Origin of the sequence: Streptomyces sp. NBC_00212 (genome assembly GCF_045206365.1) — a bacterium.
In the GTDB taxonomy this organism is placed as follows: domain Bacteria; phylum Actinomycetota; class Actinomycetes; order Streptomycetales; family Streptomycetaceae; genus Streptomyces.
On sequence record NZ_CP108115.1, the window covers coordinates 2,518,862 to 2,543,461 of the forward strand.

At 70.0% G+C, this 24,600-nt stretch carries 22 protein-coding genes; 10 read left to right on the forward strand and 12 right to left on the reverse strand.

All coding sequences use genetic code 11. The annotated features are described in order from the left end of the window. Window positions 1-203 precede the first annotated feature (203 nt). Together gabT and OHA17_RS11310 are read left to right on the forward strand one after the other, a co-directional pair. Window positions 204-1,538, forward strand: coding sequence for a 4-aminobutyrate--2-oxoglutarate transaminase (gabT, locus tag OHA17_RS11305; RefSeq protein ID WP_189968255.1), 1,335 nt, complete (start codon window positions 204-206; stop codon window positions 1,536-1,538). Between the two features lie 102 nt (window positions 1,539-1,640). After that, on the forward strand, window positions 1,641-2,438 hold the full coding sequence (locus OHA17_RS11310) for a phosphatase PAP2 family protein (RefSeq protein WP_406506320.1): 798 nt from the start codon (window positions 1,641-1,643) through the stop codon (window positions 2,436-2,438). Here OHA17_RS11310 and OHA17_RS11315 read toward each other — a convergent pair. The 8 genes from OHA17_RS11315 to OHA17_RS11350 all read right to left on the reverse strand — a co-directional run bounded on the left by OHA17_RS11315 (window position 2,389) and on the right by OHA17_RS11350 (window position 12,200). Next, a complete protein-coding gene (locus OHA17_RS11315) occupies window positions 2,389-4,203 on the reverse strand; it encodes a chitinase (protein ID WP_406506322.1) in 1,815 nt (604 codons plus the stop codon). The genes OHA17_RS11310 and OHA17_RS11315 overlap by 50 nt on opposite strands. 97 nt (window positions 4,204-4,300) lie before the next feature. Then, window positions 4,301-4,765: a hypothetical protein gene (locus tag OHA17_RS11320; RefSeq protein WP_398878236.1), complete on the reverse strand. Its 465-nt coding sequence runs from the start codon at window positions 4,763-4,765 to the stop codon at window positions 4,301-4,303. A gap of 214 nt (window positions 4,766-4,979) precedes the next feature. Next, a complete protein-coding gene (locus OHA17_RS11325; protein WP_406506324.1) occupies window positions 4,980-6,401 on the reverse strand; it encodes an NAD(P)/FAD-dependent oxidoreductase in 1,422 nt (473 codons plus the stop codon). Window positions 6,402-6,432: 31 nt separating this feature from the next. Then, complete coding sequence (locus OHA17_RS11330; RefSeq protein WP_053729243.1) at window positions 6,433-7,236, reverse strand: ABC transporter permease; 804 nt, start codon at window positions 7,234-7,236, stop codon at window positions 6,433-6,435. Continuing rightward, complete coding sequence (locus OHA17_RS11335; RefSeq protein ID WP_398878240.1) at window positions 7,236-8,150, reverse strand: ABC transporter permease; 915 nt, start codon at window positions 8,148-8,150, stop codon at window positions 7,236-7,238. The genes OHA17_RS11330 and OHA17_RS11335 overlap by 1 nt, the downstream gene beginning before the upstream one ends. Beyond that, window positions 8,147-9,298: an ABC transporter ATP-binding protein gene (locus OHA17_RS11340; protein WP_406506327.1), complete on the reverse strand. Its 1,152-nt coding sequence runs from the start codon at window positions 9,296-9,298 to the stop codon at window positions 8,147-8,149. Before OHA17_RS11340 ends, OHA17_RS11335 begins: the two co-directional genes overlap by 4 nt. A 58-nt stretch (window positions 9,299-9,356) precedes the next feature. After that, window positions 9,357-10,607 carry a spermidine/putrescine ABC transporter substrate-binding protein gene (locus OHA17_RS11345; RefSeq protein WP_406506329.1) on the reverse strand — a complete coding sequence of 417 codons (1,251 nt, stop codon included), beginning with the start codon at window positions 10,605-10,607 and terminating at the stop codon, window positions 9,357-9,359. A gap of 51 nt (window positions 10,608-10,658) precedes the next feature. Further along, on the reverse strand, window positions 10,659-12,200 hold the full coding sequence (locus OHA17_RS11350) for a gamma-aminobutyraldehyde dehydrogenase (RefSeq protein ID WP_406506331.1): 1,542 nt from the start codon (window positions 12,198-12,200) through the stop codon (window positions 10,659-10,661). Window positions 12,201-12,351: 151 nt separating this feature from the next. On the opposite strand from OHA17_RS11350, the gene OHA17_RS11355 reads away from it, so the two are divergent. Further along, on the forward strand, window positions 12,352-12,945 hold the full coding sequence (locus OHA17_RS11355; protein WP_406506333.1) for an NADAR family protein: 594 nt from the start codon (window positions 12,352-12,354) through the stop codon (window positions 12,943-12,945). Window positions 12,946-13,037: 92 nt separating this feature from the next. On the opposite strand, the gene OHA17_RS11360 is transcribed toward OHA17_RS11355, so the two are convergent. After that, window positions 13,038-13,757 (reverse strand): DUF4190 domain-containing protein, encoded by a 720-nt coding sequence (locus tag OHA17_RS11360; protein WP_406506335.1) that lies wholly within the window; start codon window positions 13,755-13,757, stop codon window positions 13,038-13,040. A gap of 141 nt (window positions 13,758-13,898) precedes the next feature. Between OHA17_RS11360 and OHA17_RS11365 the strand changes: the two genes are divergently transcribed. The 5 genes from OHA17_RS11365 (at window position 13,899) to OHA17_RS11385 (ending at window position 19,039) form a co-directional block, all read left to right on the forward strand. Beyond that, window positions 13,899-14,930, forward strand: a complete 1,032-nt coding sequence (locus OHA17_RS11365; RefSeq protein WP_406506337.1) for an adenosine deaminase — start codon at window positions 13,899-13,901, stop codon at window positions 14,928-14,930. A 69-nt stretch (window positions 14,931-14,999) separates the two neighbouring features. Then, window positions 15,000-15,683, forward strand: coding sequence for a glycerophosphodiester phosphodiesterase (locus OHA17_RS11370; protein ID WP_406506339.1), 684 nt, complete (start codon window positions 15,000-15,002; stop codon window positions 15,681-15,683). A gap of 124 nt (window positions 15,684-15,807) precedes the next feature. Beyond that, on the forward strand, window positions 15,808-16,947 hold the full coding sequence (locus OHA17_RS11375; protein WP_406510685.1) for a sensor histidine kinase: 1,140 nt from the start codon (window positions 15,808-15,810) through the stop codon (window positions 16,945-16,947). Further along, the gene (locus OHA17_RS11380; RefSeq protein WP_406506341.1) at window positions 16,944-17,603 is read left to right on the forward strand and encodes a response regulator; all 660 of its coding nucleotides are present in this window, start codon (window positions 16,944-16,946) and stop codon (window positions 17,601-17,603) included. The genes OHA17_RS11375 and OHA17_RS11380 overlap by 4 nt, the downstream gene beginning before the upstream one ends. Window positions 17,604-17,818: 215 nt before the next feature. Next, entirely contained in the window at window positions 17,819-19,039 is a 1,221-nt protein-coding gene (locus OHA17_RS11385) for a serine hydrolase domain-containing protein (protein WP_406506343.1), read from the forward strand. A gap of 13 nt (window positions 19,040-19,052) precedes the next feature. Here OHA17_RS11385 and OHA17_RS11390 read toward each other — a convergent pair whose 3' ends face one another. The 3 genes from OHA17_RS11390 to OHA17_RS11400 all read right to left on the reverse strand — a co-directional run bounded on the left by OHA17_RS11390 (window position 19,053) and on the right by OHA17_RS11400 (window position 22,406). Then, window positions 19,053-19,568, reverse strand: a complete 516-nt coding sequence (locus OHA17_RS11390; protein ID WP_406506345.1) for a hypothetical protein — start codon at window positions 19,566-19,568, stop codon at window positions 19,053-19,055. A 51-nt stretch (window positions 19,569-19,619) separates the two neighbouring features. Continuing rightward, window positions 19,620-20,816 carry a spermidine/putrescine ABC transporter substrate-binding protein gene (locus OHA17_RS11395; RefSeq protein WP_406506347.1) on the reverse strand — a complete coding sequence of 399 codons (1,197 nt, stop codon included), beginning with the start codon at window positions 20,814-20,816 and terminating at the stop codon, window positions 19,620-19,622. Between the two features lie 150 nt (window positions 20,817-20,966). After that, the gene (locus tag OHA17_RS11400) at window positions 20,967-22,406 is read right to left on the reverse strand and encodes a gamma-aminobutyraldehyde dehydrogenase (protein WP_406506349.1); all 1,440 of its coding nucleotides are present in this window, start codon (window positions 22,404-22,406) and stop codon (window positions 20,967-20,969) included. A gap of 179 nt (window positions 22,407-22,585) precedes the next feature. On the opposite strand from OHA17_RS11400, the gene OHA17_RS11405 reads away from it, so the two are divergent. Both OHA17_RS11405 and OHA17_RS11410 read left to right on the forward strand, forming a co-directional pair. Further along, window positions 22,586-23,077: an Lrp/AsnC family transcriptional regulator gene (locus OHA17_RS11405; protein WP_199827074.1), complete on the forward strand. Its 492-nt coding sequence runs from the start codon at window positions 22,586-22,588 to the stop codon at window positions 23,075-23,077. Further along, the gene (locus OHA17_RS11410) at window positions 23,062-24,441 is read left to right on the forward strand and encodes an aspartate aminotransferase family protein (RefSeq protein WP_053729257.1); all 1,380 of its coding nucleotides are present in this window, start codon (window positions 23,062-23,064) and stop codon (window positions 24,439-24,441) included. The genes OHA17_RS11405 and OHA17_RS11410 overlap by 16 nt, the downstream gene beginning before the upstream one ends. The last annotated feature ends 159 nt before the right edge of the window (window positions 24,442-24,600 follow it).

Sequence of the window (24,600 nt, forward strand, 5' to 3'; positions counted from 1 at the left end):
CGAACGCTCAATCTAGCGGCAGGGCACGAGCGTTCACCGCCGCAGCGCACCACGCGCCCGCCCGGGGGAACTGTCCGCCGAGGACAAGGGACACACCCCCACCACTACCGAACGGCGCATGCCACGGCTTGTTCGTGCGCCTTAGCCTGCCAAGAAAGCCAAGGAAGCGTCCGAATCCCCACGAAAATCTCCAGGAGCCCCTCATGAGCGCGATCCCGCAGGAGCGCCGCGTCGTCACCGCCATCCCCGGCCCGAAGTCGCAGGAGCTTCAGGCCCGCCGTCTCGCGGCCGTCGCCGCCGGTGTGGGCTCTACGCTGCCCGTCTTCACCGCGCGCGCGGGCGGCGGCATCATCGAGGACGTCGACGGCAACCGCCTGATCGACTTCGGTTCCGGCATCGCGGTGACGTCGGTGGGCGCCTCCGCCGAGGCCGTGGTGCGCCGCGCCAGCGCCCAGCTGCAGGACTTCACGCACACCTGCTTCATGGTCACGCCGTACGAGGGCTACGTCGCCGTCGCCGAGCAGCTCGCCGAGCTGACCCCGGGCGACCACGCCAAGAAGTCCGCCCTGTTCAACTCGGGCGCCGAGGCCGTCGAGAACGCCGTCAAGATCGCCCGTGCGTACACCAAGCGCCAGGCCGTCGTCGTCTTCGACCACGGCTACCACGGCCGCACCAACCTGACGATGGCGCTGACCTCCAAGAACATGCCGTACAAGAACGGCTTCGGACCGTTCGCGCCCGAGGTCTACCGCGTGCCGGTGGCCTACGGCTACCGCTGGCTGACCGGCCCGGAGAACGCCGGCGCCGAGGCGTCCGCGCAGGCCATCGACATGATCAACAAGCAGATCGGCGCGGACAACGTCGCCGCGATCATCATCGAGCCGGTGCTCGGCGAGGGCGGCTTCATCGAGCCGGCCAAGGGCTTCCTGCCCGCGATCAGCCAGTTCGCCAAGGACAACGGCATCGTGTTCGTCGCGGACGAGATCCAGTCCGGCTTCTGCCGCACCGGCCAGTGGTTCGCCTGCGAGGACGAGGGCATCGTCCCGGACCTCATCACCACTGCCAAGGGCATCGCGGGCGGCATGCCGCTCGCCGCCGTGACGGGCCGCGCCGAGATCATGGACTCCGCGCACGCGGGCGGCCTCGGCGGCACCTACGGCGGCAACCCGGTGGCCTGTGCCGCCGCCCTCGGCGCGATCGAGACGATGAAGGAGCTCGACCTCAACGGCAAGGCCAAGCGCATCGAGGAGGTCATGAAGGCGCGCCTGGCGACCATGGCCGAGAAGTACGACATCATCGGCGACATCCGCGGCCGCGGCGCCATGATCGCCATCGAGCTGGTCAAGGACCGCGCCTCGAAGACGCCGAACCCGGAGGCCGCGGGCGCGCTCGCCAAGGCCTGCCACGCGGAGGGACTGCTCGTCCTGACCTGCGGCACGTACGGCAACGTGCTGCGCTTCCTGCCCCCGCTGGTCATCGGCGAGGACCTCCTGAACGAGGGCCTCGACATCATCGAGCAGGCCTTCACCGGCGTGTGACGCTGAGTAGTCGCCACCGCCTGTGAAGAACGTGTGGGGGGCCAATGGCGGGATGGAGTTCCCGCTGTCGGTCCCCCGCGGTCTGCCGTACGGTTTCTGCAGATGAGAGAAACACCCCGCCCGCAGGGGACTGCGGGCGATTCCAGGGCGGAGCATCCCCAGCCTTGCCCTGGTCGTGCCCTCGCGCACACCACTGGAGCCTCCGGCTCCGGAACTCCTCACCGATCGGATGGCCGTCCGCCCCACACCCCCCGGGGCGAGCGGTACGCCGGTCAAGGCGGCAGGCCCGGAACCTCCCCCCCTGTTCCGGGCTTGCCGGCTTTCCTCTTCGCCACGCTGCTCTGCGTGTTCGCGGTCATCACCTGGCAGGTCGCATCCGGCGGCCCGCTGCGCCGTCTTGACGAGCGCCTGGACCGGGCGGTGACCGGCCACGGCCCGGCCGCCCTCACGGAAGCCCTCGCCGACCTCGGCAGCATGCCGGTCGCGCTCCCCGTCCTCGCCCTGGCCATCGCGTACGCCCTGTGGCGCGGCCTGCGCCGACAGGCATTGATCGCCGCCGTGACGATGGCTCTCGTGCCGCTCCTTGTCGTGCCGCTGAAGGACTGGATCGCCCGGCCGGGTCCACTGGAGGCCGCCACCGGCTACTACCCCTCGGGCCATACGGCGACCGCGATGGTGGCGTACGGCGGAGCCGCGCTCCTGCTGTCTCCGCACGTACGCCGCAGGTGGCTGATGCCCGCCGCCGCGGGGGCACTCACCGCGGCGACGGGCATCGGTCTGGTCCTGCACGGCTACCACTGGCCCCTGGACGTGCTGGCCAGCTGCTGCCTGTGCGGGGCGCTCCTGGTGGTCAGCTCCACGGGTATGCGTCGAAGTTCTTGGAGAACTCGCCGCCGTTGAACCGGTCCCAGTTGATGGACCACGTCATCAGGCCGCGCAGGCCCGGCCAGGTTCCGTGGGTCTGGTACGCGCCGCAGTTCGCCTTCTTCGTCAGGCAGTCCAGGGTCTTGGTGACCTCGGCGGGGCTGGTCCAGCCGTTGCCCGCCTGAGTGGAGGCGGGCAGGCCGATGGCGACCTGGTCGGGGCGCAGCGCGGGGAACGTCTTCGAGGTGTCGCCCGCGACCGGGAAGCCGGTGAGCAGCATGTCGGTCATGGCGATGTGGAAGTCCGAGCCGCCCATCGAGTGGTACTGGTTGTCCAGGCCCATGATCGAGCCCGAGTTGTAGTCCTGGACGTGCAGCAGCGTGAGCGAGTCGCGCAGCGCGTAGATGACCGGAAGGTAGGCGCCGCACCGCGGATCCTGCCCGCCCCAGGGGCCCGAGCCGTAGTACTGGTACCCCAGCTGCACGAAGAACGTCTCCGGGGCCATCGTCAGGACGAACTTCGAGCCGTACTTGGCCTTGAGGGTCTTCAGGGCGTCAATGAGGTTGACGATGACGGGAGTTGTGGGGTTCCTGAAGTCCGTGTCGCCGGTGTTCAGGGACAGGGAGTGGCCCTCGAAGTCGACGTCGAGGCCGTCCAGGCCGTAGTCGTCGATGATCTTCGAGACGGAGGAGACGAAGGTGTCGCGGGCGGCGGTGGTGGTGAGCTGGACCTGGCCGTTCTGGCCGCCGATCGAGATGAGCACCTTCTTGCCCGCGGCCTGCTTGGCCTTGATGGCGGCCTTGAAGTCGGCGAGCGACTCGACGGTCGGGCACTCGCCGACCGGACACGGATTGAACCGGATGTCGCCCGAGGTCGCCGAGGTCGGTTCACCGAAGGCCAGGTCGATGATGTTCCAGTCGTCGGGGACGTCCGCCATGCGCGTGTAGCCCGCGCCGTTGGCGAAGGACGCGTGCAGATAGCCGACCAGCGCGTGGCCACTGCCCGGGTTCCCTCCGCCGCCCGTGGTGGCCGCGGTGACGGTCGCCGACTTCGGGGACTCCCCCGCGGAGTTGGTCGCGGTGACCTGGAAGGCGTACGAGGTGGTGGGGGCCAGACCCGTGACGGTGGCCGAAGTCCCGCTCACCGAGGCCACCTTGGTGCCGTCGCGGTAGACGTTGTAGCCGGTGGCGCCGGTGGCCGGGGACCAGCTCAGACCGATGCTGGAGGAGGTGGCGCCGGAGGCGGTGAGCCCGGCGGGGGCGGCCGGTATCCGGACGGGGGCGCCGCCGGGGCCGATCAGGCTCACGTCGTCGGTCTCGTAGGCGGCGGTGCCGTACCAGCCGTGCGTGTAGACGGTCACCGAGGTGGTGCTCGCGCCGGCCTTGAAGGTGGTCGTCAGCTGCTGCCAGGAGGGCGCGGACTGGGTCCAGGTCGACACGTCGGTGGTGCCGGTGCCGGAGGCGCCGAGGTAGACGTAGCTTCCCTGCACCCAACTGCTCAGTATGTACGTGGAGTTGGGCTGCACGGCCACGGTCTGGGCGCACTGCGCGTTGTCGCTCCCGGCCGGTGTGGCCTTCAGGGCACCGGTGCCGCTGTGCACGGGCGAGGAGACGGCGGCGCCGCTGCCCGCGGTGCAGTTCCAGCCGTCGAGTCCGGATTCGAAGCCGCCATTGCGCATGAGGTCGGTGTCGGCGGCGTGCGCGGACGGCGCCACGGCGACGAGTCCGGCCGCGGCGAGGGTGGCCGCCGTGAGGGCGGCGAAAAGGGATGACCGTAGGGCCGGATGTCTGGTGCGGTCCACAACTGCCTCCTGGCAAGGGCGTATTGAGACACGAAGCCCGCACAACATGGTCCAGACCAATCGGGTTGTCAAGACCTCTGGCACTGAGCCGTCCCGGTCAGTCCCGCCTGCCCCCGTCCCGTGCGATGTGAGCCGCCGCCTCATGCATCGCCAGCTCCAGGAGGGTCGGGTCGGTGAGGGTGCCCGAACCGTCCGGCGGCACCAGCCAGCGCACCCCGCCGGTCGCCCGGCCCGGGTACGGCACCACGATCCAGGTGCCGGCGCCCGCACCGCGCACCCCCGTGCCGAGCCACCGCGCGACGGTGCCCGGCGGCACGAAGAAGCCGATGCGCGCGTCACCGAAGTCGGCGAGCACGGGGCCCGGCCGGTCCACGAGCCGGGTCAGCACATCGAGGGCGTGGCTTCCCAGCTCGCCCGGCAGGATCAGTACGTCCCAGCGCCTGCCGGCCGGAAGGAGTGCGACCCCCAGGGGGTTCCGCTCCCATTCCCACCGGCAGGCGTCGGGATCCGGCGCCACCGACGCCAGCCATTCCACCGCGGTCTTCGACCCCGAGGCAGTCATTGCCGTCCTCCGTCCGGTCCCACTCCACTGGGCACAGCCAGTGCGTCCACGAAGGAGAGGGGCGACAGGACGGGCTATGACGCGACTTCGGGCACCTCGAAGGAGTGAACCGGGTCACACCGCGGTCGAACGACGTGCGCCCCCGGCGTGACCAGGGGCGTGTGACCGGGGACGTATGACCGGGGGCGCACGAAATGATCAAGCAGCGAACGTGTCAGGAGTCGAAACCGAGGCCGACGCGGTCCATCGCCTTGAGCCACAGGTTGCGCCGGCCGCCGTTCTCGTCGGCGCGGGCCAGCGACCACTTGGTGATGCCGATGCCCGCCCAGGCCACCGGCTCCGGCGGGAACGGCAGCGGCTTGGTGCGCACCATCTCCAGTTCGGTGCGCTCGGTCTGCTCCCCCGCCAGGAGGTCGAGCATCACATCGGCGCCGAAGCGGGTCGCCCCGACCCCGAGCCCGGTGTACCCGGCGGCGTACGCGACCCGGCCGGCGTGGGCGGTGCCGAAGAACGCCGAGAAGCGCGAGCAGGTGTCGATCGCGCCGCCCCAGGCGTGGCTGAAGCGCAGCCCCTCCAGCTGCGGGAAGCAGTGGAAGAACTGCTCGGCGAGCTTGGCGTAGGTCTCGGGCCGGTCGTCGTACTCGGTGCGCACCTTCCCGCCGTACTGGTAGATCGCGTCGTAGCCGCCCCACAGAATGCGGTTGTCGGCGGACAGGCGGAAGTAGTGGAACTGGTTGGCCGAGTCCCCGAGCCCCTGGCGCCGGTGCCAGCCGATGGAGGCGAGCTGGGCGGCGTTCAGCGGCTCGGTCATCAGCGCGTAGTCGTACACCGGGACCGTGTACGGCCGCAGCCGCTTGACCAGCGAGGGGAACACATTGGTGCCGAGCGCCACGTGCTCCGCGCGGACCTTGCCGTACGGGGTGCGTACGCCCATGCCGGTGCCGACCCGGGCCAGCGAGAGGCCCGGGGTGTGCTCGTAGATCCGGACGCCCAGATCGAGGCAGGCCCGCTTCAGGCCCCAGGCGAGCTTGGCCGGGTGGAGCATGGCGACGCCTTCGCGGTCCCAGAGCCCGCCGAGGAAGGTGGGCGAGTCGACCTCGGCCCGCAGGGCTTCCTCGTCGAGGAGTTCGAGCCCGCCGAAGCCGAGGTTCGTCGCCTCCTCGTACATCTCGTGCAGCTCTTCGAGCTGGTGGGGCTCGGTGGCGATGTCGATCTCGCCGGTCCGCTCGAAGTCGCAGTCGATGTCGTAGCGGGCGACGGCGGCCTGGATGGCGTCGAGGTTCGCCGCGCCCAGCTTTTCGAGCCGGGCCAACTCGCCCGGCCAGCGGGCGAGTCCGTTGCCGAGGCCGTGGGTGAGGGAGGCGGCGCAGAAGCCGCCGTTGCGGCCGGAGGCGGCCCAGCCGATCTCCTTGCCCTCGATGAGGACGACGTCGCGGCCGGGCTCGCGCTCCTTGGCGATGAGCGCGGTCCACAGCCCGCTGTAGCCGCCGCCGACGACGAGAAGGTCGCACTTCTCGTCGCCGGTGAGGGCGGGCAGCGCCTCGGGGCGGCCGGGGTCCTCCAGCCAGAAGGGGACGGGCTTCGCGCCCGCCAGGGACTGTCGTGCTGCACTGTTCATGGCTCGGGTCACGGCCATGATTTCCAACTCCCTCAGGAACTGCGTACGGTTACGCTTTCGCGCTGTTCTTGCGCCGGTTCGCAATGAATTGTCCGGCGGTGACCACCACGACGGCAATGATGAACATGGCCGTCCCGATGACGTTGATCTGCACGGGCGTGCCGCGCTGCGCCGAGCCCCAGACGAACATGGGGAAGGTCACGGTGGAGCCCGCGTTGAAGTTGGTGATGATGAAGTCGTCGAAGGACAGGGCGAAGGCGAGCAGGGCGCCCGCCGCGATGCCGGGCGACGCGATCGGCAGCGTCACGCGCAGGAACGTCTGGACGGGACCTGCGTAGAGATCCCGCGCGGCCTCTTCGAGCCTCGGATCCATGGACATGACACGCGCCTTGACGGCGGTGACGACGAAGCTGAGGCAGAACATGATGTGGGCGATGAGGATCGTCCAGAAGCCCAGCCGCGCGCCCATGTTGAGGAAGAGCGTGAGCAGGGACGCGGCCATCACGACCTCGGGCATCGCCATCGGCAGGAAGATCAGCGAGTTGATCGCGCCGCGCGCCCGGAACCGGTAGCGCACCAGGGCGAACGCGATCATCGTGCCGAGCACGGTCGAGCCGATCGTGGCCCAGAGGGCGATCTGGAGCGACAGCGAGAGCGAGCCGCACATGTCGGCGACCCCGCACGGGTCCTTCCAGGCGTCGGTCGAGAACCGCGTCCAGGAGTAGTTGAAGCGCCCGTTCGGCTTGTTGAACGAGAAGACCATCACGACGACGTTCGGCAGGATCAGATACGCGAGCGTCGCGAGCCCCGCGATGACCACGAGGTTGCGGCGCAGCCACTTGAGAACGGGCATCAGACCAGGTCCTCCGTCCCGGCTCGGCGGATGTAGACGGTGACCATGACCAGGACGATCGCCATCAGGATGAAGGAGAGGGCGGCGGCCGTCGGATAGTCCAGGACCCGCAGGAACTGCGACTGGATGACGTTGCCGACCATCTTCTGGTCGGTGGAGCCGAGCAGTTCGGCGTTCACGTAGTCGCCGCTGGCCGGGATGAAGGTGAGCAGGGTGCCGGAGACGACGCCGGGCATCGACAGGGGGAAGGTCACCTTGCGGAAGGTGGTGGCGGGCGTCGCGTACAGGTCGCCGGCCGCCTCGTGCAGCCGGGAGTCGATGCGTTCGAGGGACGTGTACAGCGGCAGGATCATGAACGGCAGGAAGTTGTACGTGAGTCCGCACACCACCGCCATCGGCGTGGCCAGGACCCGGTTGCCCTCGGTCCAGCCCAGCCAGTTGGTGACGTCCAGGACGTGCAGCGAGCTCAGCGCGTGCACCACGGGACCGCCGTCGGCCAGGATCGTCTTCCAGGCAAGGGTGCGGATCAGGAAGCTGGTGAAGAACGGCGCGATGACCAGGACCAGCACGATGTTGCGCCAGCGGCCCGCCTTGAAGGCGATCAGATAGGCCAGCGGATAGCCGAGCAGCAGACACAGCAGGGTCGCCGTTCCCGCGTACAGCAGGGAGCGGATGAACTGCGGGTAGTACTCCTTGAAGGCGTCCCAGTACGTCTGGAAGTGCCAGGTGACCTGGAAGCCCTTCTCAAGTGAGCCTGTCTGTACGGAAGTTGAGGCCTGGTACACCATCGGCAGCGCGAAGAACACGATCAGCCAGAGGATGCCGGGCAGCAGCAGCCAGTACGGGACGAGCCGCTTGCGGGTGGACGCCTTGCGCACGACGGGCTCGGCGGGCGCCTCGGCCAGGGCGGTCACGCGGCGTCCTCGACCTTCTCGACGCCCGCGTCGATGGCCTGCGCCGCGTCGAGGCCGAAGGTGTGCGCCGGGTTCCAGTGCAGGACGACCTCGGCGCCGGGGGTGAGCCGGGTGTCGCGCTCGATGTTCTGCTCGTACACGGAAAGGCCGCTGCCCGCCGGGGAGTCCACCAGGTACTGGGTGGAGACGCCGATGAAGGACGAGTCGACGATGCGGCCGGTGACGCGGTTGCGGCCCTCCGCGATGGCGCCCTCGTCGTCGCGGTGGGCGAGCGAGATCTTCTCGGGGCGTACGCCGACGAGGAGCTTGCCGCCGCTGGTCGTGGGGGCCGAACATCGCCCGCCGGGCAGCCTCAGCTTGGCGCCGCCCGCGGTGACGACGAGGTCGTCGCCGCTCTTCTCCGCCACCTCGGCCTCGATGAGGTTGGAGGTGCCGAGGAAGTTCGCGACGAACGTGGTCTTCGGGTTCTCGTACAGGTCGGCCGGGGCGCCGAGCTGTTCGACCCGGCCGCCGTTCATCACCGCGACCGTGTCGGCCATCGTCATGGCCTCCTCCTGGTCGTGGGTGACGTGCACGAAGGTGATGCCCACCTCGGTCTGGATGCGCTTGAGCTCCAGCTGCATCTGGCGGCGCAGCTTGAGGTCGAGGGCGCCGAGCGGCTCGTCGAGGAGCAGCACCTGGGGGTGGTTGATGAGCGCGCGGGCGACCGCGACGCGCTGCTGCTGGCCGCCGGAGAGCTGGTGCGGCTTGCGGTGGGCGAAGTCGCCGAGCTGCACGAGCTCCAGCATGTCGTCGACCTGCTTCTTCACCGACTTGATGCCCCGCCGGCGCAGCCCGAAGGCGATGTTCTCGGTGACGTTCAGGTGCGGGAAGAGCGCGTACGACTGGAAGACGGTGTTCACCGGCCGCTTGTACGGCGGCAGGTCGGTGACGTCCTTGTCGCCGAGGAAGACCGTGCCGGTGGTCGGCTCCTCAAGCCCGGCGATCATGCGGAGCGTGGTGGTCTTGCCACAGCCGGACGCGCCGAGCAGGGCGAAGAACGAGCCCTGCGGGACGGTCAGTTCGAGCGGGTGGACGGCGGTGAAGGAGCCGTACGTCTTGCTGATCCCGGTGAGGCGGACGTCGCCGCCGGCGGTGCTGTCAGTCATGGGTGGGGTCCCAGGGTGTTGAGGGGGAAGGGGGGACTCTGATCAGGGGGCGGGCGGCTCAGGATCCGATGAGCTTGGAGAACTTCTGCTCGTACGCCGTCTCCTCGGCCTCGCTGAGCGAGCGGAAGGAGTGGGACTTCGCGGTCATCTCCCGGTCCGGCAGGATGAGTTCGTTCTGTGCGAGCGCCGGGTCGATCTTGGCGAGTTCGTCGCGGACCCCGTCGACCGGGCACTGGTAGTTGATGAACGCGGCGAGCTTGGCGGCCACCGGCAGCTCGTAGTAGTAGTCGATCAGCTTCTCCGCGTTGCTCTGGTGCCGCGCCTTCGCCGGGACCAGCAGGTTGTCGCTGGAGGTCATGTAACCGGCCGCCGGGATCGCGTACTTGATGTCCGGGTTGTCGGAGCGCAGCTGGGTGACGTCGCCGCCCCAGGCGACACACGCCGCGAGGTCGCCCTTCACCAGGTCGCCGGTGTAGTCGTTGCCGGTGAAGCGGCGGATCTGCTTGGAGTCGACGCCCTTCTGGAGCCGCCCGATCGCGGCGTCGAAGTCGGCGTCGGTGAACTTCGCCGGGTCCTTGCCGAGGTCGAGCAGGGTCATCCCGATGGTGTCGCGCATCTCGGAGAGGAAGCCGACCCGGCCCTTGAGGCTCGGGTCGTCGAGCAGCTGGGTGACGGAGTCGACCTTCTTGCCGCCGGTCGCCTTGGCGTTGTAGGCGATGACGGTCGGGATGCCGGTCCAGGGGTAGGAGTAGGCGCGGCCCGGGTCCCAGTCGGGCATCCGGAACTGGGGCGCCAGGTTGGCGTAGGCATGGGGCAGATGGGCGGGGTCGAGCTGCTGCGCCCAGCCGAGGCGGATGAGCCGGGCGGCGAGCCAGTCGGTGAGGACGACGAGGTCCCGGCCGGTGTCCTGGCCGGCCGCGAGCTGCGGCTTGATCTTGCCGAAGAACTCGACGTTGTCGTTGATGTCCTCGGTGTACTTGACCTGGATCCCGGTGCGGCGGGTGAACTCGTCCAGCGTCGGATGGTGCTTCTTGTCGTCGCTGATGTCCATGTACTGCGTCCAGTTGGAGAAGTTGATCTCCTTCTCCTGGGCGGAGTGGTCCGCGTTGGACGGTCCGGTGCCGTTCTCCTTCTTGGCCGCCGGGATGCCACACGCGCTCAGGCCGGCGAGGCCGCCGACGGTGAGCGCGCCGACGCCCGAGGCGCGCAGCAGGGAACGGCGGGTCAGGGCGCCCCGGCCGTTGGTCATGCTGCGCCGGATGGCGGTCAGTTGGGCCGCGGACAGGCCCTCGGGCTCGTGCTGCTCCATGTGCTGTATGCCCTTTCGGGTGGGTTCGGTGGCCTGGTCGGGCCGCCTCTGCTATCGGTCCCCGAAGATCGTGCGGTGCCAGTCCTTCCTGGCGACCGCTGTGTTGTCGTACATCACATGCTTGACCTGCGTGTACTCCTCGAAGGAATACGCCGACATGTCCTTTCCGTAACCACTCGCCCTGTAGCCGCCGTGCGGCATCTCGCTGATGATCGGAATGTGGTCGTTGATCCACACGCAGCCCGCCTTGATCTCGCGGGTGGCACGTCCCGTGCGGTACACGTCCCGGCTCCAGGCGGAGGCGGCGAGGCCGTAGGGGGTGTCGTTGGCGAGCGCGATGCCCTCGTCGTCGCTGTCGAAGGGCAGCACCACCAGGACCGGGCCGAAGATCTCGGCCTGGACGGCCTCGCTGTCCTGGGGGGCGTCCGCGATGAGGGTGGGCCGGTAGTAGGCGCCGTCGCTCTTGGGGGCTTCGCCGCCGGTGACGATCCGGGCGTAGCCCTTGGCCCGCTCGACGAAGGCGGCGACGCGGTCGCGGTGGGTGTGCGAGATCAGCGGGCCGAGGTCGGTGTCCGCGCTGAACGGGTCGCCGATCCGGACGGTCTCCATGAGCGCCGCGGTCTGCTCGACGAAGGCCTCGTACAGCGGGCGCTGGACGTAGGCGCGGGTGGCGGCGGTGCAGTCCTGGCCCGAGTTGATGAGGGACGCGGCGACCGCGCCGTGCACGGCGGCCTCCAGGTCGGCGTCGTCGAAGACCACGAAGGGGGCCTTGCCGCCGAGTTCGAGGTGGAGGCGCTTGACGGTCCTGGTGGCGATCTCGGCGACCCGCTTGCCCACTCCGGTCGAGCCGGTGAAGGAGGTCATCACGACGTCCGGGTGGCCGACGAGGTGCTCGCCGGCGTCCTTCCCGGCCCCGGTGACGATGTTGACGACCCCGTCCGGGATCCCGGCCTCCTTGGCGGCCTCGGCGAACAGGAGCGAGGTCAGCGGGGTGGTCTCGGCGGGCTTGAGGACGATGGTGTTGCCCGCCGCGATCGCCGGGAGGATCTTCCAGGCGGCCATCTGGAGCGGGTAGTTCCAGGGCGCGATGGACCCGACGACGCCGATCGGCTCGCGGCGTACGTAGGAGGTGTGGTCGCCCGAGTACTCGCCGGCCGACCTGCCTTCCAGGTGCCGGGCCGCGCCCGCGAAGAACGCGGTGTTGTCGATGGTGCCGGGCACGTCGAACTCGCGGCTCAGCTTGATGGGCTTGCCGCACTGGAGGGACTCGGCCTGCGCGAACTCCTCGGCGCGCTCGGCGAGGACCTCCGCGAGGCGGTGCAAGGCGGCCGAGCGCTCGCCGGGGGTCGCGCCGGACCAGCAGGGGAAGGCCGCCTTGGCCGCGGCGACCGCCGCGTCGACATCGGCGGGACCCGCGAGCTCGTAGTCGTACACCGTCTCCCCCGTCGCCGGGTCGACGACCGCGTGGCGGCGCCCGGAGGTGCCGGGGCGCAGCCGCCCGCCGATGTACTGGGCACCGGCCGCGAAGCGGTCCTGCGCCGGGAAGCGGGGTTCTGCCGGGGTGCGATTGCCGTTGCCGCTGTCGGTGTCCATGTCGCCCACGTTCTTCGTAGCTCCAGCTGGATTTGAGTGACGATCCTGGCAGAGGCACATCTGGCCAACAAGTGATTCCGTTGTTGCCTTTTGGTTACGCGACGGAATCTGTCGACCATGTGTCGCGTCGGGGCCGTAATGGCCCGACGTAGTGTCAGTGGCGCCTGTCAGACTCGCGTGCATGGAAGAAATCACGGGGGACCGCGCACCGCTCGACGAGCTGATCGCGCAGGTCAAGAACGGTGACCGGATCAAGTTCCTGCACTTCTGGGGACACCGTCCGACGCGGGACGGGTCGCTCGGGCCGAGCTGTTTCAGTCAGTGGTGGCCGTCACGCTTCGTGGTCGACGGTGTCGAGTACGCGACGGCCGAGCACTGGATGATGGCGTCGAAGGCGCGCCTTTTCGGGGACCCGGAGGCGGAGCGCGCGGCGCTCACGGCGGCGAACCCGGCGCTCGCGAAGAAGGCCGGGCGCCTGGTGCGCGGCTTCGACGACGCGGTGTGGCAGCGGGAGCGGTACGGGATAGTCCTGGCCGGCAGCCTGCACAAGTTCGGCCAGGACGAGGCGCTGCGGAAGTACCTGCTCGGCACCGGCGACCGGGTGCTGGTCGAGGCGAGCCCGTTGGACCGGATCTGGGGCATAGGCCTGGCGGCGGACGCCCCGGAGGCGGACGATCCCGCGCGCTGGCGTGGCCTGAATCTGCTGGGCTTCGCGCTGACGGAGGCGCGGGAGCGGCTGCGCTGACGTCCTGCGGCTTGGCCCCGGCACAGCGAAGGGGGCCCCGCCACGGGCCCCCTTCACCGAGCTGAGGTCGCTCAGCCGTCCTCAGGCGTTCCTCAGCGGCCGGATACGGCCAGCGACAGGAAGTTCGAGTAGTCGTCGTAGCCGCTGTAGTCGCTGTGGTGCGAGGGCGCGTTGGCCACCAGCACGATCAGCAGCACGAGGATCACGATGCCGAGCACGATGCCGACGATGCCCATGATGATGCCCGCGAGCGCCTGGCCGCGGTTGTTGGCCTCGCCGCGGGCGACCCGGCCCTTGCCGAGCAGGCCGAAGATCAGCGCAAGGGCGCCGAGCACGATGCCGGCGATCCCCCAGGAGCAGATCATGAGCACACACGCGGCGATGCCGAGCACCATCGCGGCGACGCCGAACCCGTTCTGCGGGGCGGGCATCCCGGTCCAGCCGGGGTAGCCGTAGGCGGCCTGCTGCTGGCCCGGGTATCCGGGGTAGCCCTGGGCGGGCTGCTGCGGGTAGCTGGGGTAGCCGTAGCTGCCGGGGACCGCCTGGCCGGGCGGCGCGGGCGGCGGCGTCGGGCCACCGAAGCCGGGGCCGGGAGCCTGCTGCCCGGGCGCTCCCGGGAAGGGGCCCTGGGCCGGGGCGCCGCCGGGGGCTCCCTGCGCCGGGGCGCCGTTCTGACCGTCGGCACCGGGCATCGAGATGACCGTGTGCTGGTCGTGCACCGGCGGCTTGTCCAGCGGAACCTTGTGCTCCGGCGGCGCCCAGGGGTCGCGGGGCTCCTGGCCTCCCGACGGCTGCTGGGTGTTGTCTGACATGGGCCTCCCCCATCGTGGTTCCGTCATGCTACGGCCCCGGGTTTCAGCCGGGACCGCCCGGCCTACCATGATCCCCGACGGGCGAAGGCCGTACGCCGCCGACCGCGCGAGGACCCTCGCGGCAGACCCATGGAGGACCCCATGACCGACCTGCACCCCTTCATCGCGGGGCTGCCCAAGGCCGAGCTCCACGTGCACCACGTGGGCTCCGCCTCGCCGCGCATCGTGGCCGAACTGGCCGCCCGCCACGCGGACTCGAAGGTGCCCACCGACCCCGAGGCGCTCGCCGACTACTTCACGTTCACGGACTTCGCCCACTTCATCGAGGTCTACCTCTCGGTCGTCGACCTGATCCGCACCCCGGAGGATGTGCGCCTTCTCACCTACGAGGTGGCCCGGGACATGGCCCGGCAGAACATCCGCTACGCCGAGCTGACCATCACGCCGTTCTCCTCCACCCGCCGCGGCATCGACGAGCACGCGTTCATGGACGCGATCGAGGACGCCCGCAAGGCCGCCGAGACCGAGTTCGGCACGGTCCTGCGCTGGTGCTTCGACATTCCGGGCGAGGCCGGCCTTGAGGCCGCCGCCGAGACGGCCCGGCTCGCCACCGAGGACGGGGTGCGCCCGGAGGGCCTGGTCTCCTTCGGCCTGGGCGGCCCCGAGATCGGGGTGCCACGGCCGCAGTTCAAGCCGTACTTCGACCGCGCCATCGCCGCGGGGCTCCACTCCGTACCGCACTCGGGCGAATCCACCGGGCCGCAGTCCATCTGGGACGCCCTGATCGAGCTGCGCGCCGAGCGCATCGGCCACGGCACCAGCGCCACCCAGGACCCGGCGCTCCTCCAGCACTTGGCCGACCGGCGGATCGCCCTGGAGGTCTGCCCGACGTCCAACCTGGCGACCCGGGTGGTGCCCGACCTGGACCAGCACCCCATCAAGGAGATGGTGGCCGCGGGCGTGCTCGTCACGATCAACAGCGACGACCCGCCGATGTTCGGCAGCGACCTCAACAACGAGTACGCGGTCGCCGCCCGCCTTCTCGACCTGGACGAGCGGGGCCTGGCGGACCTCGCCAAGAACGCCGTCGAGGCGTCCTTCCTGGACCCGGCGGGCAAGACCCGGCTCGCGGGCGAGATCGACGACTACACCGCGAAGTGGCTCGCGCGCTGAGAGCCGTGTCCGACTCCCGGGTCCCGGCGCCGGCTGGCTGACCCCGGCGCCGCTCAGCACAATGGCCCCATGCGCACCGTGACAGCCGTGGCCCACCGCGGCGACCCGTACCGCGTCCGCGAGAACACGCTTCCCTCCATCGCCTCGGCCCTGGAGCGGGGCGCGGACGCGGTGGAGATCGACGTCCGCACCACCCGGGACGGCGTGCCCGTGCTGCTGCACGACGAGACGCTGAAACGGCTGTGGGACTTCGACCGCCCGATGGCCGAGCTGCCGTACGAGGAGGTGCGGGAGGTGACCGGCGGCGGGGTCCCCACCCTGCGCCAGGCGCTGATCGCGGCCGGCGCGCACCGGGTGATGCTCGATCTGCCGGGCGCCACCGAGGAGTCGGTGCGCAAAGCGGTGAACACGGTGCGCGAGTGCGGCGCGGGCGAGCGCGTCTACTACTGCGCGGGGCCGGTCACCATGCTGCGGGTGCGTGCCGCCGACCCGAACGCCGAAATCGCCCTGACCTGGACGAAGCCCGCCCCGCCGCGGCCCGCCCTGGTCGACGCCATCAAGCCGCGCTGGCTCAACTACCGCTTCGGGATGGTGAGTTCGGAGCTGGTGGAGCGGGTCCACCGGGACGGGATGCTCGTCTCGGCGTGGACGGCGGACACCACGCGCACGCAGCGCCGGCTCATCGAGCACGGGGTGGATTCGATCACCACCAACCGGGTGGACGCGCTGCGCGGGATCCTGTCCCGGCGGTGAACAGCCGCGCTTCAAGGGGGACAAAGGGGGACACAGGGTGGGTGCGCAACGCCTGACGGCACGGCTGCGGGCGGCGAACGGGTGGGCCGTCGACATCGGGCTCGCCCTGCTGGTGCAGGTAGCGATGTCGATCCCGTTCGTCGTGGAGCGGCCCGACGGGCTGCGCCCGGCCACCTGGGCGGACTACGCCCTGACCTCGCTGGCCGTGCTGCCGCTGGTGTGGCGGCGGCGCGCCCCGGTCGCGGTGACGCTCGCGGTCCTGGCGGCCGGAGCGGCGTACAAGCTGACTCTGGACGGGCCCGGTCAGCCGCTGCCCTACCCGGGGCTCGTCGCTCTCTATTCGGTGGCCGCGCTGTCCCCGGTGCGCAGGCGGGTCTCCGTCGCCGCGTTGGTCGCGGTCCTGATCGCGCCCTCGGTGGCGCTCAACACCGAGGACGCCAAGGAGTTGCTGTTCTCCTTCTTCGTCTTCGGTGCCGCGTACGCGCTCGGGCGGCTGACCCACACCCGGGGGGCCTACACCGCGGCCGTCGAGGACCGCGCGGCGCAGCTGGAGCGGGCCAACCGGATCGAGGCCGAGCAGGCCACGGCGCGCGAACGGGCCCGGATCGCGCGGGAGATGCACGACATCCTCTCGCACGCCGTCAGCATCATGATCGTGCAGGCCGAGGCGGGCCCGGTCGCGGTGCGGGCGGCGCCCGCGCGGGCGGAGGCGGCGTTCGAGGCGATCTCCGAGACGGGCCGGGACGCGATGGTGCAGCTGCGCCGGATGCTGGGGGTGCTGCGGGAGGAGACCGCCCCGGACGCCCCGCGTGAACCGCAGCCGGGCACGGCGGCGCTGCCCGCGCTGGTCGAGCGGGTCTCCCTGGACGGCGGCCCCTCGATCGCGTACGAGACGAAGGGCGCGGCCCGCCCGCTCCCCCAGGCCACCGGGACGACCGTGTACCGGATCGTGCAGGAGGCCCTGACGAACGCGGTGAAGCACGCGGCGGCGACGACCGTGTCCGTACAACTGGCGTATTCTGCAAGGGAGTTGACGATCACGGTCCGGGACGACGGAGGCGGCCTCGGCACCGCACCCGCAGCCGGCACCGCGCCGGGCCCCGGCACCGGCCACGGCCTGATCGGCATCCGCGAACGCGCGGCGGCGCACGGCGGCACCGCATCGGCGGGCCCGGGCCCGGACGGCCGGGGCTTCGAGGTCAGGGCCGTCATCCCGCTGACCGCCACGTCCTCGATAGCCTCCTGTCCGGAGGTGGGGAGATGACGATCCGCGTGGTGGTGGCCGACGACCAGGAGCTGGTGCGCAGCGGTTTCGCCCTGATCCTGGACGTGCAGCCGGACATCGAGGTGGTCGCCGAGGTGGGGGACGGCGCCCAAGCCGTCGACGCCGTACGCCGGTTGGCGCCCGATGTGGCGCTGCTCGACATCCGGATGCCGCACCTGGACGGCATCGAGGCGTGCCGGGCGATCAGCGCGGCGAGCGCCTGCCGCATCGTGATGCTGACCACCTTCGACTCGGACGAGTACGTGTACGAGGCGCTGCACGCCGGGGCGAGCGGCTTCCTCCTCAAGGACGTCCGGCGAGACGATCTGGTGCACGCGGTACGGGTGGTGGCGGCGGGGGACGCGCTGCTCGCGCCGTCGGTGGCGCGGCGATTGATCGCCGAGTACACGTCGAGGCCCGCCGCGCCGGCCCCCTCCGGCCGCCTCGACGCACTGACCGCCCGCGAACGCGAAACGCTGCTGCTGCTCGGCCGGGGCCTGTCCAACGCCGAGATCGCGGCCGAACTGACGGTGTCCGAGCACACGGTGAAGACGCACGTGGGCAACGTGCTGGCGAAGCTGGGCCTGCGCGACCGCGTCCAGGCGGTGATCTGCGCGTACGAGACGGGGCTGATCTCGGCGGGTTCCTCCGCGTGAAGGGCGCCCTCGCCTGAGGGGCAGGCCTCCCGAGATGCCGTCCCTCGCGAGGGGAAACTCCCTCCCCGGAGGGAGGCGGCACGGCCCAGCTCCCCCGCACAGGCGAGGAGTCACGGCGGGCAGAACCCCCCGTCACGGCGATCCGCGCGAGCCCCGTGATCAGCAGGATGGAACCCCTCAGCACAGCAACCCCATCCGATCACGGAGACCCCGCCATGAACGCCCGCACCCGTACGCGCACCACGCTCATAGCCACCACCCTCGTCCTCGGGCTCTCGGTGGGCCCGGCCCTCGCCGCCGCCCCGGCGCCCGCCGCGAGCCGGACCGCCGCCCAGCACACCGCCGACGCCCTCGACACCGCCGCCCTGCGTGCGGCCATCGCGGGCGCCGGGAAGCCCGGCGCGGACGCGACCGCCGCGCTGGTGAGAGTCGGCGGCACCGAGGGCGGCTGGCACGGCAGCGCCGGGGCGCACGATCTGGCGGGCAACGCCCCGGCGGACCCGAACGCGCGGTTCCGGGTGGGGTCGGTCACCAAGGTCTTCACCGCGGCCATGGTGCTGCAACTCGCGAGCGAGGGCCGGGTCGACCTGAACCGGCCGGCGCGCGCCTACCTGCCCGACCTGATCCCGGCGGGGTACCGCGATGTGACAGTGCGTCAGCTCCTCAACCACACGAGCGGCATCCCGTCCGTCGGCTCGCCCGACGACTCCCTGGACTACCTCTACGCGCACCGCTTCGAGAGCCGCGCCCCGGCCGACGTGGTGCGTGCGGCGACCGCGCAGAAGCGGGACTTCGCGCCCGGCACCATGCAGCACTACGACAACATCGGCTACACCGTGGCCGGCCTCCTGATCGAGCGGGTCACCGGCGACTCGTACGCCCACCAACTCTCCACCCGCATCCTGCGGCCCCTGCACCTGAACGACACCTACGCCCCCGGCCTCGCCGACCCCACCATCCGCGGCCCGCACAACCACGGCTACCAGGTGTTCACCGAGCCGGGCGGCTCGACCGAGCTGCGGGACGTGACGGTGTGGGGCGCCGGGGACACCTTCGCGGCGGGCGATCTGATCTCCACCACGGCCGACCTGGAGCGCTTCACTCGGGCCCTGTTCACCGGCCGGGTGGTGCGCGGCGCGCAGCTGAAGGAGATGTTCACGCTGCCCGGCCCGTCGGTGCGCGACATGAGGACGGGCAAACCGGCCGCGTACAGCGTGGGCCTGTCGACGATGCGGCTCGGCGGCCACGACGTGTGGGGCAAGACGGGCGGCCGCTGGGGCTACAACTCGGTGATCGCGGCGACGATGTCGCCCACCGGGACGCTCACGCGCACCCTGGTCTACAGCGTCAACTCCACGGACGCGAAGGGCTCGGACATGAATCCCACTGCCCTGCGCCTCATGATCGCCACCTTCGGCGCGCCGGACCCGGCCTGACCACCCGCCCCCCTCATGCGGGGACGGGCACCCGCTCCCCCATCGCCTCCAGCACCTTGATCTTGCGCCGCACCACGTGGAGCGGGATCACCCCGAACACCCCGAAGGACATGTCGATCACCGACCACCAGAAGGGGATTCCCCTGACGGTCCCGCAGATCAGGGCGAGCGGGACGATCCCCGCACAGGCGATCATCCCGAACTCGACGACCCAGATGTTGCGAACGGGGTCGCGCAGCACCCCGTAGAAGGCGACGGCGATGACGAGGTGGGCGAAGGCCAGCCAGTCCGTCCCGTACAGCAGGAACGGGTACTCGGCATCCGCCGAATCAAGCCCGTCCCGCACCCGGTCGATCCAGGCGCTGAGCCCCGGCAGCCAGTCACCGAGCGGTGTGTTCCGCAACAGGGACTGCGTCCAGTGCAGTTCGTGGACCAGGGGGAAGGCGGTCAGTCCGCTCAGCACGAGACAGACGATGAACACGACCAACCACACGCGGGTACGCCGCAACAGGGCGTTTCGCTCGCTCATGATCGCAAGCGTACGCCCCTGTTGAACGCGTTCAAAACGCAGGCCGGCCCGCTACAACCCCACAATCGCGTTCCACCGCTTGGCGAACTCCACCCGTTCCTCCGACGTGATGTCCCGCGCGATCGCGAGCCGCTTGCGCATCGCGTCGTCCGGGAAGATCAGCGGGTCCTCGGCGAGTTCGGCCTCGTCCTTGTCCTTGGAGGAGGCGAGGACCTCGCGGGCGGCCGGGACCGGGCAGACGTAGTTGACCGAGGCGGCCAGCTCGGCGGCGACCTGGGGGTCGTAGTAGTAGTCGACCAGCGCCTCCGCGTTCGCCTTGTGGCGGGCCAGGTTGGGGATCATCATCGATTCCGCCCAGAGTTCCGCGCCCTCCTCCGGCACCACGAACTCGATGTCGGGGTTGTCCGCCTTCAGCTGGAACACGTCGCCGCTGTAGGCCTGACAGGCCAGCACGTCGCCCTTGTTGAGGTCGCTGGTGTAGTCGTTGCCGGTGAAGCGGCGGATCTGCTTCTTCGCGACCAGCTTCTCGACCTGGTCGCACATCCGGTGGAAGTCGGCCGCGCTCCACTTGGTGATGTCGACGCCGTCGCCCTGCATCAGGAGCGCGAACGACTCGTCGAGTCCGGAGAACAGCGTCACCTTGCCCGCGAGCCGCGGGTCCCACAGGTCGCTGACGTGCTTGAGCTCGCGCCCGAGCTTCTTCTTGTTGTACGCGATGCCGGTGATCCCGGACTGCCACGGGACGCTGTGCAGGCGCCCGTCGTCGAAGGCGGGGGTGCGCAGCTGGGGGTCGAGGTAGCGGGTGACGTTGGGCTGCTTGGCGCGGTCCATCTCCTGCACCCAGCCGAGCCGCACGAACCGGGCCGCCATCCAGTCGCTGATCACCATCAGGTCCCGGCCGGTCTCCTGGTGGTTCATCAGCGCCGGGCTGATCTTCCCGAAGAACTCGTCGTTGTCGTTGATCTCCTCGGTGTACGTGACGGAGATCCCGGTGCTCTTGGTGAACGCGTCCAGGGTGGGGCGCCTGGAGGCGTCGTTGTCGTCGACGTCTATGTAGAGCGGCCAGTTGGCGAAGGTGAGGGACTTGTCGGCCGCCGAGCGGTCGCGCCCGGCCCGGTCGCCCGGTTCGACGTACGCCGCGGGGACCCCGCAGCCGGCCAGCCCGGCAAGGGCGGCACCGCCGCCGAGGGCGCGCAGCAGGCCGCGGCGGGAGAAGGGGCTGGTGGCGGGGAACGCGGTCGGTCGCATTCCGGCAGGATGCCCGCGCGGGGCACCGGGTTCAATGGACGCTGCGTACAGCCGTACGCTCCAGGCCAGACACCCTGTCGGGGGCGCGGGGCAGCGAAAAAGGGGCGGGGGATCAACTCCCCCGCCCCTTCCTCGCGTTCAGGCCGTGGTTCAGCCTTCGATGGACGTCATCACGTGCTTGATGCGGGTGTAGTCCTCGAAGCCGTACGCCGAGAGGTCCTTGCCGTAGCCGGACTTCTTGAAGCCGCCGTGCGGCATCTCGGCGACCAGCGGGATGTGGGTGTTGATCCACACGCAGCCGAAGTCGAGGTTCTTGGACATCCGCATGGCGCGGGCGTGGTCCTTGGTCCACACCGAGGAGGCGAGCGCGTACTCGACGCCGTTCGCGTACTCCAGGGCCTGGGCCTCGTCGGTGAAGGACTGGACGGTGATGACCGGCCCGAACACCTCGTTCTGGATGATCTCGTCGTCCTGCTTGAGGCCCGAGACGACGGTCGGGGCGTAGAAATAGCCCTGCTCGCCGACCCGGTGGCCGCCCGCCTCGACCTTGGCGTGCGCGGGGAGGCGGTCGATGAAGCCGGAGACCTGCTTGAGCTGGTTGGCGTTGTTGAGCGGGCCGTACAGGACGTCCGCGTCGTCCGGCTGCCCGGTCTTGGTGTCGGAGGCGGCCTTGGCGAGCGCGGTCACGAAGTCGTCGTGGATCGACTCGTGCACGAGGACGCGGGTCGCGGCCGTGCAGTCCTGGCCCGCGTTGAAGTAGCCGGCGACCGCGATGTCCTCGACGGCCTTGGCGATATCGGCGTCCTCGAAGACGACGACCGGGGCCTTGCCGCCGAGCTCCAGGTGGACGCGCTTGACGTCCTTGGCGGCGGACTCGGCGACCTGCATGCCGGCCCGTACGGAACCGGTGATGGAGGCCATCGCCGGGGTCCTGTGCTCCACCATCGCGCGGCCGGTGTCGCGGTCGCCGCAGATGACATTGAAGACGCCCTTGGGGACGATCGCGCCGATGATCTCGGCGATGAGGACGGTCGAGGCGGGGGTGGTGTCCGACGGCTTGAGGACGACGGTGTTGCCCGCGGCGAGCGCCGGGGCGAACTTCCACACGGCCATCATCATCGGGTAGTTCCACGGCGCGACCTGCGCGCAGACGCCGACCGGCTCGCGGCGGACGATCGAGGTCATCCCCTCCATGTACTCGCCGGCGCTGCGGCCTTCGAGCAGCCGGGCCGCGCCCGCGAAGAAGCGGATCTGGTCCACCATCGGCGGCACTTCTTCGGTGCGGGTGAGCTCGATCGGCTTGCCGGTGTTCTCCGACTCGGCGGCGATCAGCTCCTCGGCGCGCTCCTCGAAGGCGTCGGCGATCTTGAGCAGGACGCGCTGGCGCTCGGCGGGCGTGCTGTCGCGCCAGGCCGGGAACGCGGCGGCGGCGGCCGCCATGGCCGCGTCCACGTCCTCCTGGCCGGAGAGCGGCGAGGTCGCGTACGCCTCGCCCGTGGCCGGGTTGACCACCTCGATGGTCCGCCCGTCGGCAGCATCGCGGAACTCTCCGTCGATGTAGTTGCGCAAACGACGCAGTTCGGTGGTCACTTCGCTGGCCTCCCGGTCCGATGTCCGATGGGTGAGACAGCCCACCCTAGCCGGTGAGGCGACGCTTTCGACAGACCCAACGCCCTTGAACTTCGGATTCAGTTCTCTAGAGGTCACGGAACAACGAATTTCATCGCTTTGGGGTTGCGGGACGGACGAGTCGGGTGCACAGTGGCTCCGTGGCCAGCCGAAGCACAGAACCCAGGATCGGGAACGGACAGTCCCCGTCGATCGATGCCGTCTCCCTGGCGATCATCGAGCAGCTCCAGGAGGACGGGCGCCGCCCGTACGCAGCGATCGGAAAGGCCGTCGGCCTGTCCGAGGCGGCCGTGCGCCAGCGCGTCCAGAAGCTCCTGGACCAGGGCGTGATGCAGATCGTCGCCGTCACGGACCCGCTCACCGTGGGATTCCGGCGCCAGGCGATGGTCGGCATCCGCGTCGAGGGCGACCTCGACCCCGTGGCGGAGGCACTGACGGCCATGGCCGAGTGCGAGTACGTGGTGATGACCGCGGGCTCCTTCGACCTGATGGTGGAGGTCGTCTGCGAGGACGACGACCACCTTCTCGAAGTGATCAACAAGAGGATCCGCGCGCTCCCCGGCGTGCGTTCCACCGAGAGCTTCGTCTATCTCAAGCTGAAGAAGCAGACCTATATGTGGGGAACCCGATAGCCGTGAGCAAGGACCTCAGCCAGACCGCCTACGACCACCTGTGGATGCACTTCACCCGCATGTCGTCGTACGAGAACGCGCCCGTTCCCACCATCGTCCGTGGCGAGGGCACCTACATCTACGACGACAAGGGCAAGAAGTACCTGGACGGCCTGTCGGGCCTGTTCGTCGTCAACGCCGGCCACGGCCGTCACGAGCTCGCCGAGACCGCCTACAAGCAGGCGCAGGAACTGGCCTTCTTCCCGGTCTGGTCCTACGCCCACCCCAAGGCCGTCGAGCTCGCCGAGCGCCTCGCGAACTACGCGCCGGGCGACCTCAACAAGGTCTTCTTCACCACCGGTGGCGGCGAGGCCGTCGAGACCGCGTGGAAGCTGGCGAAGCAGTACCACAAGCTCACCGGCAACCACACGAAGTACAAGGTCATCTCGCGTGCGGTCGCCTACCACGGCACCCCGCAGGGCGCCCTGTCCATCACCGGTCTGCCCGCCCTCAAGGCGCCCTTCGAGCCGCTGGTCCCCGGCGCGCACAAGGTGCCCAACACCAACATCTACCGCGCCCCGATCCACGGCGACGACCCGGTGGCCTTCGGCCGCTGGGCCGCCGACCAGATCGAGCAGGAGATCCTCTTCGAGGGCCCCGAGACCGTCGCCGCCGTCTTCCTGGAGCCGGTGCAGAACGCGGGCGGCTGCTTCCCGCCGCCGCCCGGCTACTTCCAGCGCGTGCGCGAGATCTGCGACAAGTACGACGTGCTGCTCGTCTCCGACGAGGTCATCTGCGCCTTCGGCCGCCTGGGCACGATGTTCGCCTGCGACAAGTTCGACTACGTGCCGGACATGATCACCTGCGCCAAGGGCATGACCTCGGGCTACTCCCCGATCGGCGCCTGCATCATCTCCGACAGGCTCGCCGAGCCGTTCTACAAGGGCGACAACACCTTCCTGCACGGCTACACCTTCGGCGGCCACCCGGTCTCGGCCGCGGTGGGCCTCGCCAACCTCGACATCTTCGAGAAGGAGGGTCTCAACCAGCACGTGCTCGACAACGAGGGCGCCTTCTTCGACACCCTCAAGAAGTTGCACGACCTGCCGATCGTCGGCGACGTCCGCGGCAACGGCTTCTTCTACGGCATCGAGCTCGTGAAGGACAAGGCCACCAAGGAGACCTTCAACGACGAGGAGACCGAGCGCGTCCTGTACGGCTTCCTGTCGAAGGCGCTCTACGACAACGGCCTGTACTGCCGGGCAGACGACCGCGGCGACCCGGTCGTCCAGCTCGCCCCGCCGCTGATCTCCGACCAGGGCACCTTCGACGAGATCGAGGGCGTCCTGCGCGAGGTCCTGACGGAGGCCTGGACGAAGCTCTAGGCCAGTACGCCGTCCGCACCGGCCCGGTTGCGCCCATCGAGTGAGATGGGCGGGACCGGGCCGCGTGCTGTCCGGACAGCCACGCCCCACTCCCTAGCGTGCCCAGTGACCGATCGGCCCTGCCTTCGTTCCCCCGTACGGGGAGCAGGAATTCTGATC

Excerpts from the sequence above, each read along its gene's own strand:
- OHA17_RS11385 (WP_406506343.1), top strand. The coding sequence starts at position 17,819 with ATGAACGCCCGCACCCGTACGCGCACCACGCTCATAGCCACCACCCTC.
- OHA17_RS11330 (WP_053729243.1), bottom strand. The coding sequence starts at position 7,236 with ATGCCCGTTCTCAAGTGGCTGCGCCGCAACCTCGTGGTCATCGCGGGG.
- OHA17_RS11325 (WP_406506324.1), bottom strand. The coding sequence starts at position 6,401 with ATGGCCGTGACCCGAGCCATGAACAGTGCAGCACGACAGTCCCTGGCG.
- OHA17_RS11375 (WP_406510685.1), top strand. The coding sequence starts at position 15,808 with ATGTCGATCCCGTTCGTCGTGGAGCGGCCCGACGGGCTGCGCCCGGCC.
- OHA17_RS11310 (WP_406506320.1), top strand. The coding sequence starts at position 1,641 with ATGAGAGAAACACCCCGCCCGCAGGGGACTGCGGGCGATTCCAGGGCG.
- OHA17_RS11380 (WP_406506341.1), top strand. The coding sequence starts at position 16,944 with ATGACGATCCGCGTGGTGGTGGCCGACGACCAGGAGCTGGTGCGCAGC.
- OHA17_RS11360 (WP_406506335.1), bottom strand. The coding sequence starts at position 13,757 with ATGTCAGACAACACCCAGCAGCCGTCGGGAGGCCAGGAGCCCCGCGAC.
- gabT (WP_189968255.1), top strand. The coding sequence starts at position 204 with ATGAGCGCGATCCCGCAGGAGCGCCGCGTCGTCACCGCCATCCCCGGC.
- OHA17_RS11320 (WP_398878236.1), bottom strand. The coding sequence starts at position 4,765 with ATGACTGCCTCGGGGTCGAAGACCGCGGTGGAATGGCTGGCGTCGGTG.
- OHA17_RS11340 (WP_406506327.1), bottom strand. The coding sequence starts at position 9,298 with ATGACTGACAGCACCGCCGGCGGCGACGTCCGCCTCACCGGGATCAGC.
- OHA17_RS11365 (WP_406506337.1), top strand. The coding sequence starts at position 13,899 with ATGACCGACCTGCACCCCTTCATCGCGGGGCTGCCCAAGGCCGAGCTC.
- OHA17_RS11345 (WP_406506329.1), bottom strand. The coding sequence starts at position 10,607 with ATGGAGCAGCACGAGCCCGAGGGCCTGTCCGCGGCCCAACTGACCGCC.
- OHA17_RS11395 (WP_406506347.1), bottom strand. The coding sequence starts at position 20,816 with ATGCGACCGACCGCGTTCCCCGCCACCAGCCCCTTCTCCCGCCGCGGC.
- OHA17_RS11390 (WP_406506345.1), bottom strand. The coding sequence starts at position 19,568 with ATGAGCGAGCGAAACGCCCTGTTGCGGCGTACCCGCGTGTGGTTGGTC.
- OHA17_RS11370 (WP_406506339.1), top strand. The coding sequence starts at position 15,000 with ATGCGCACCGTGACAGCCGTGGCCCACCGCGGCGACCCGTACCGCGTC.
- OHA17_RS11350 (WP_406506331.1), bottom strand. The coding sequence starts at position 12,200 with ATGGACACCGACAGCGGCAACGGCAATCGCACCCCGGCAGAACCCCGC.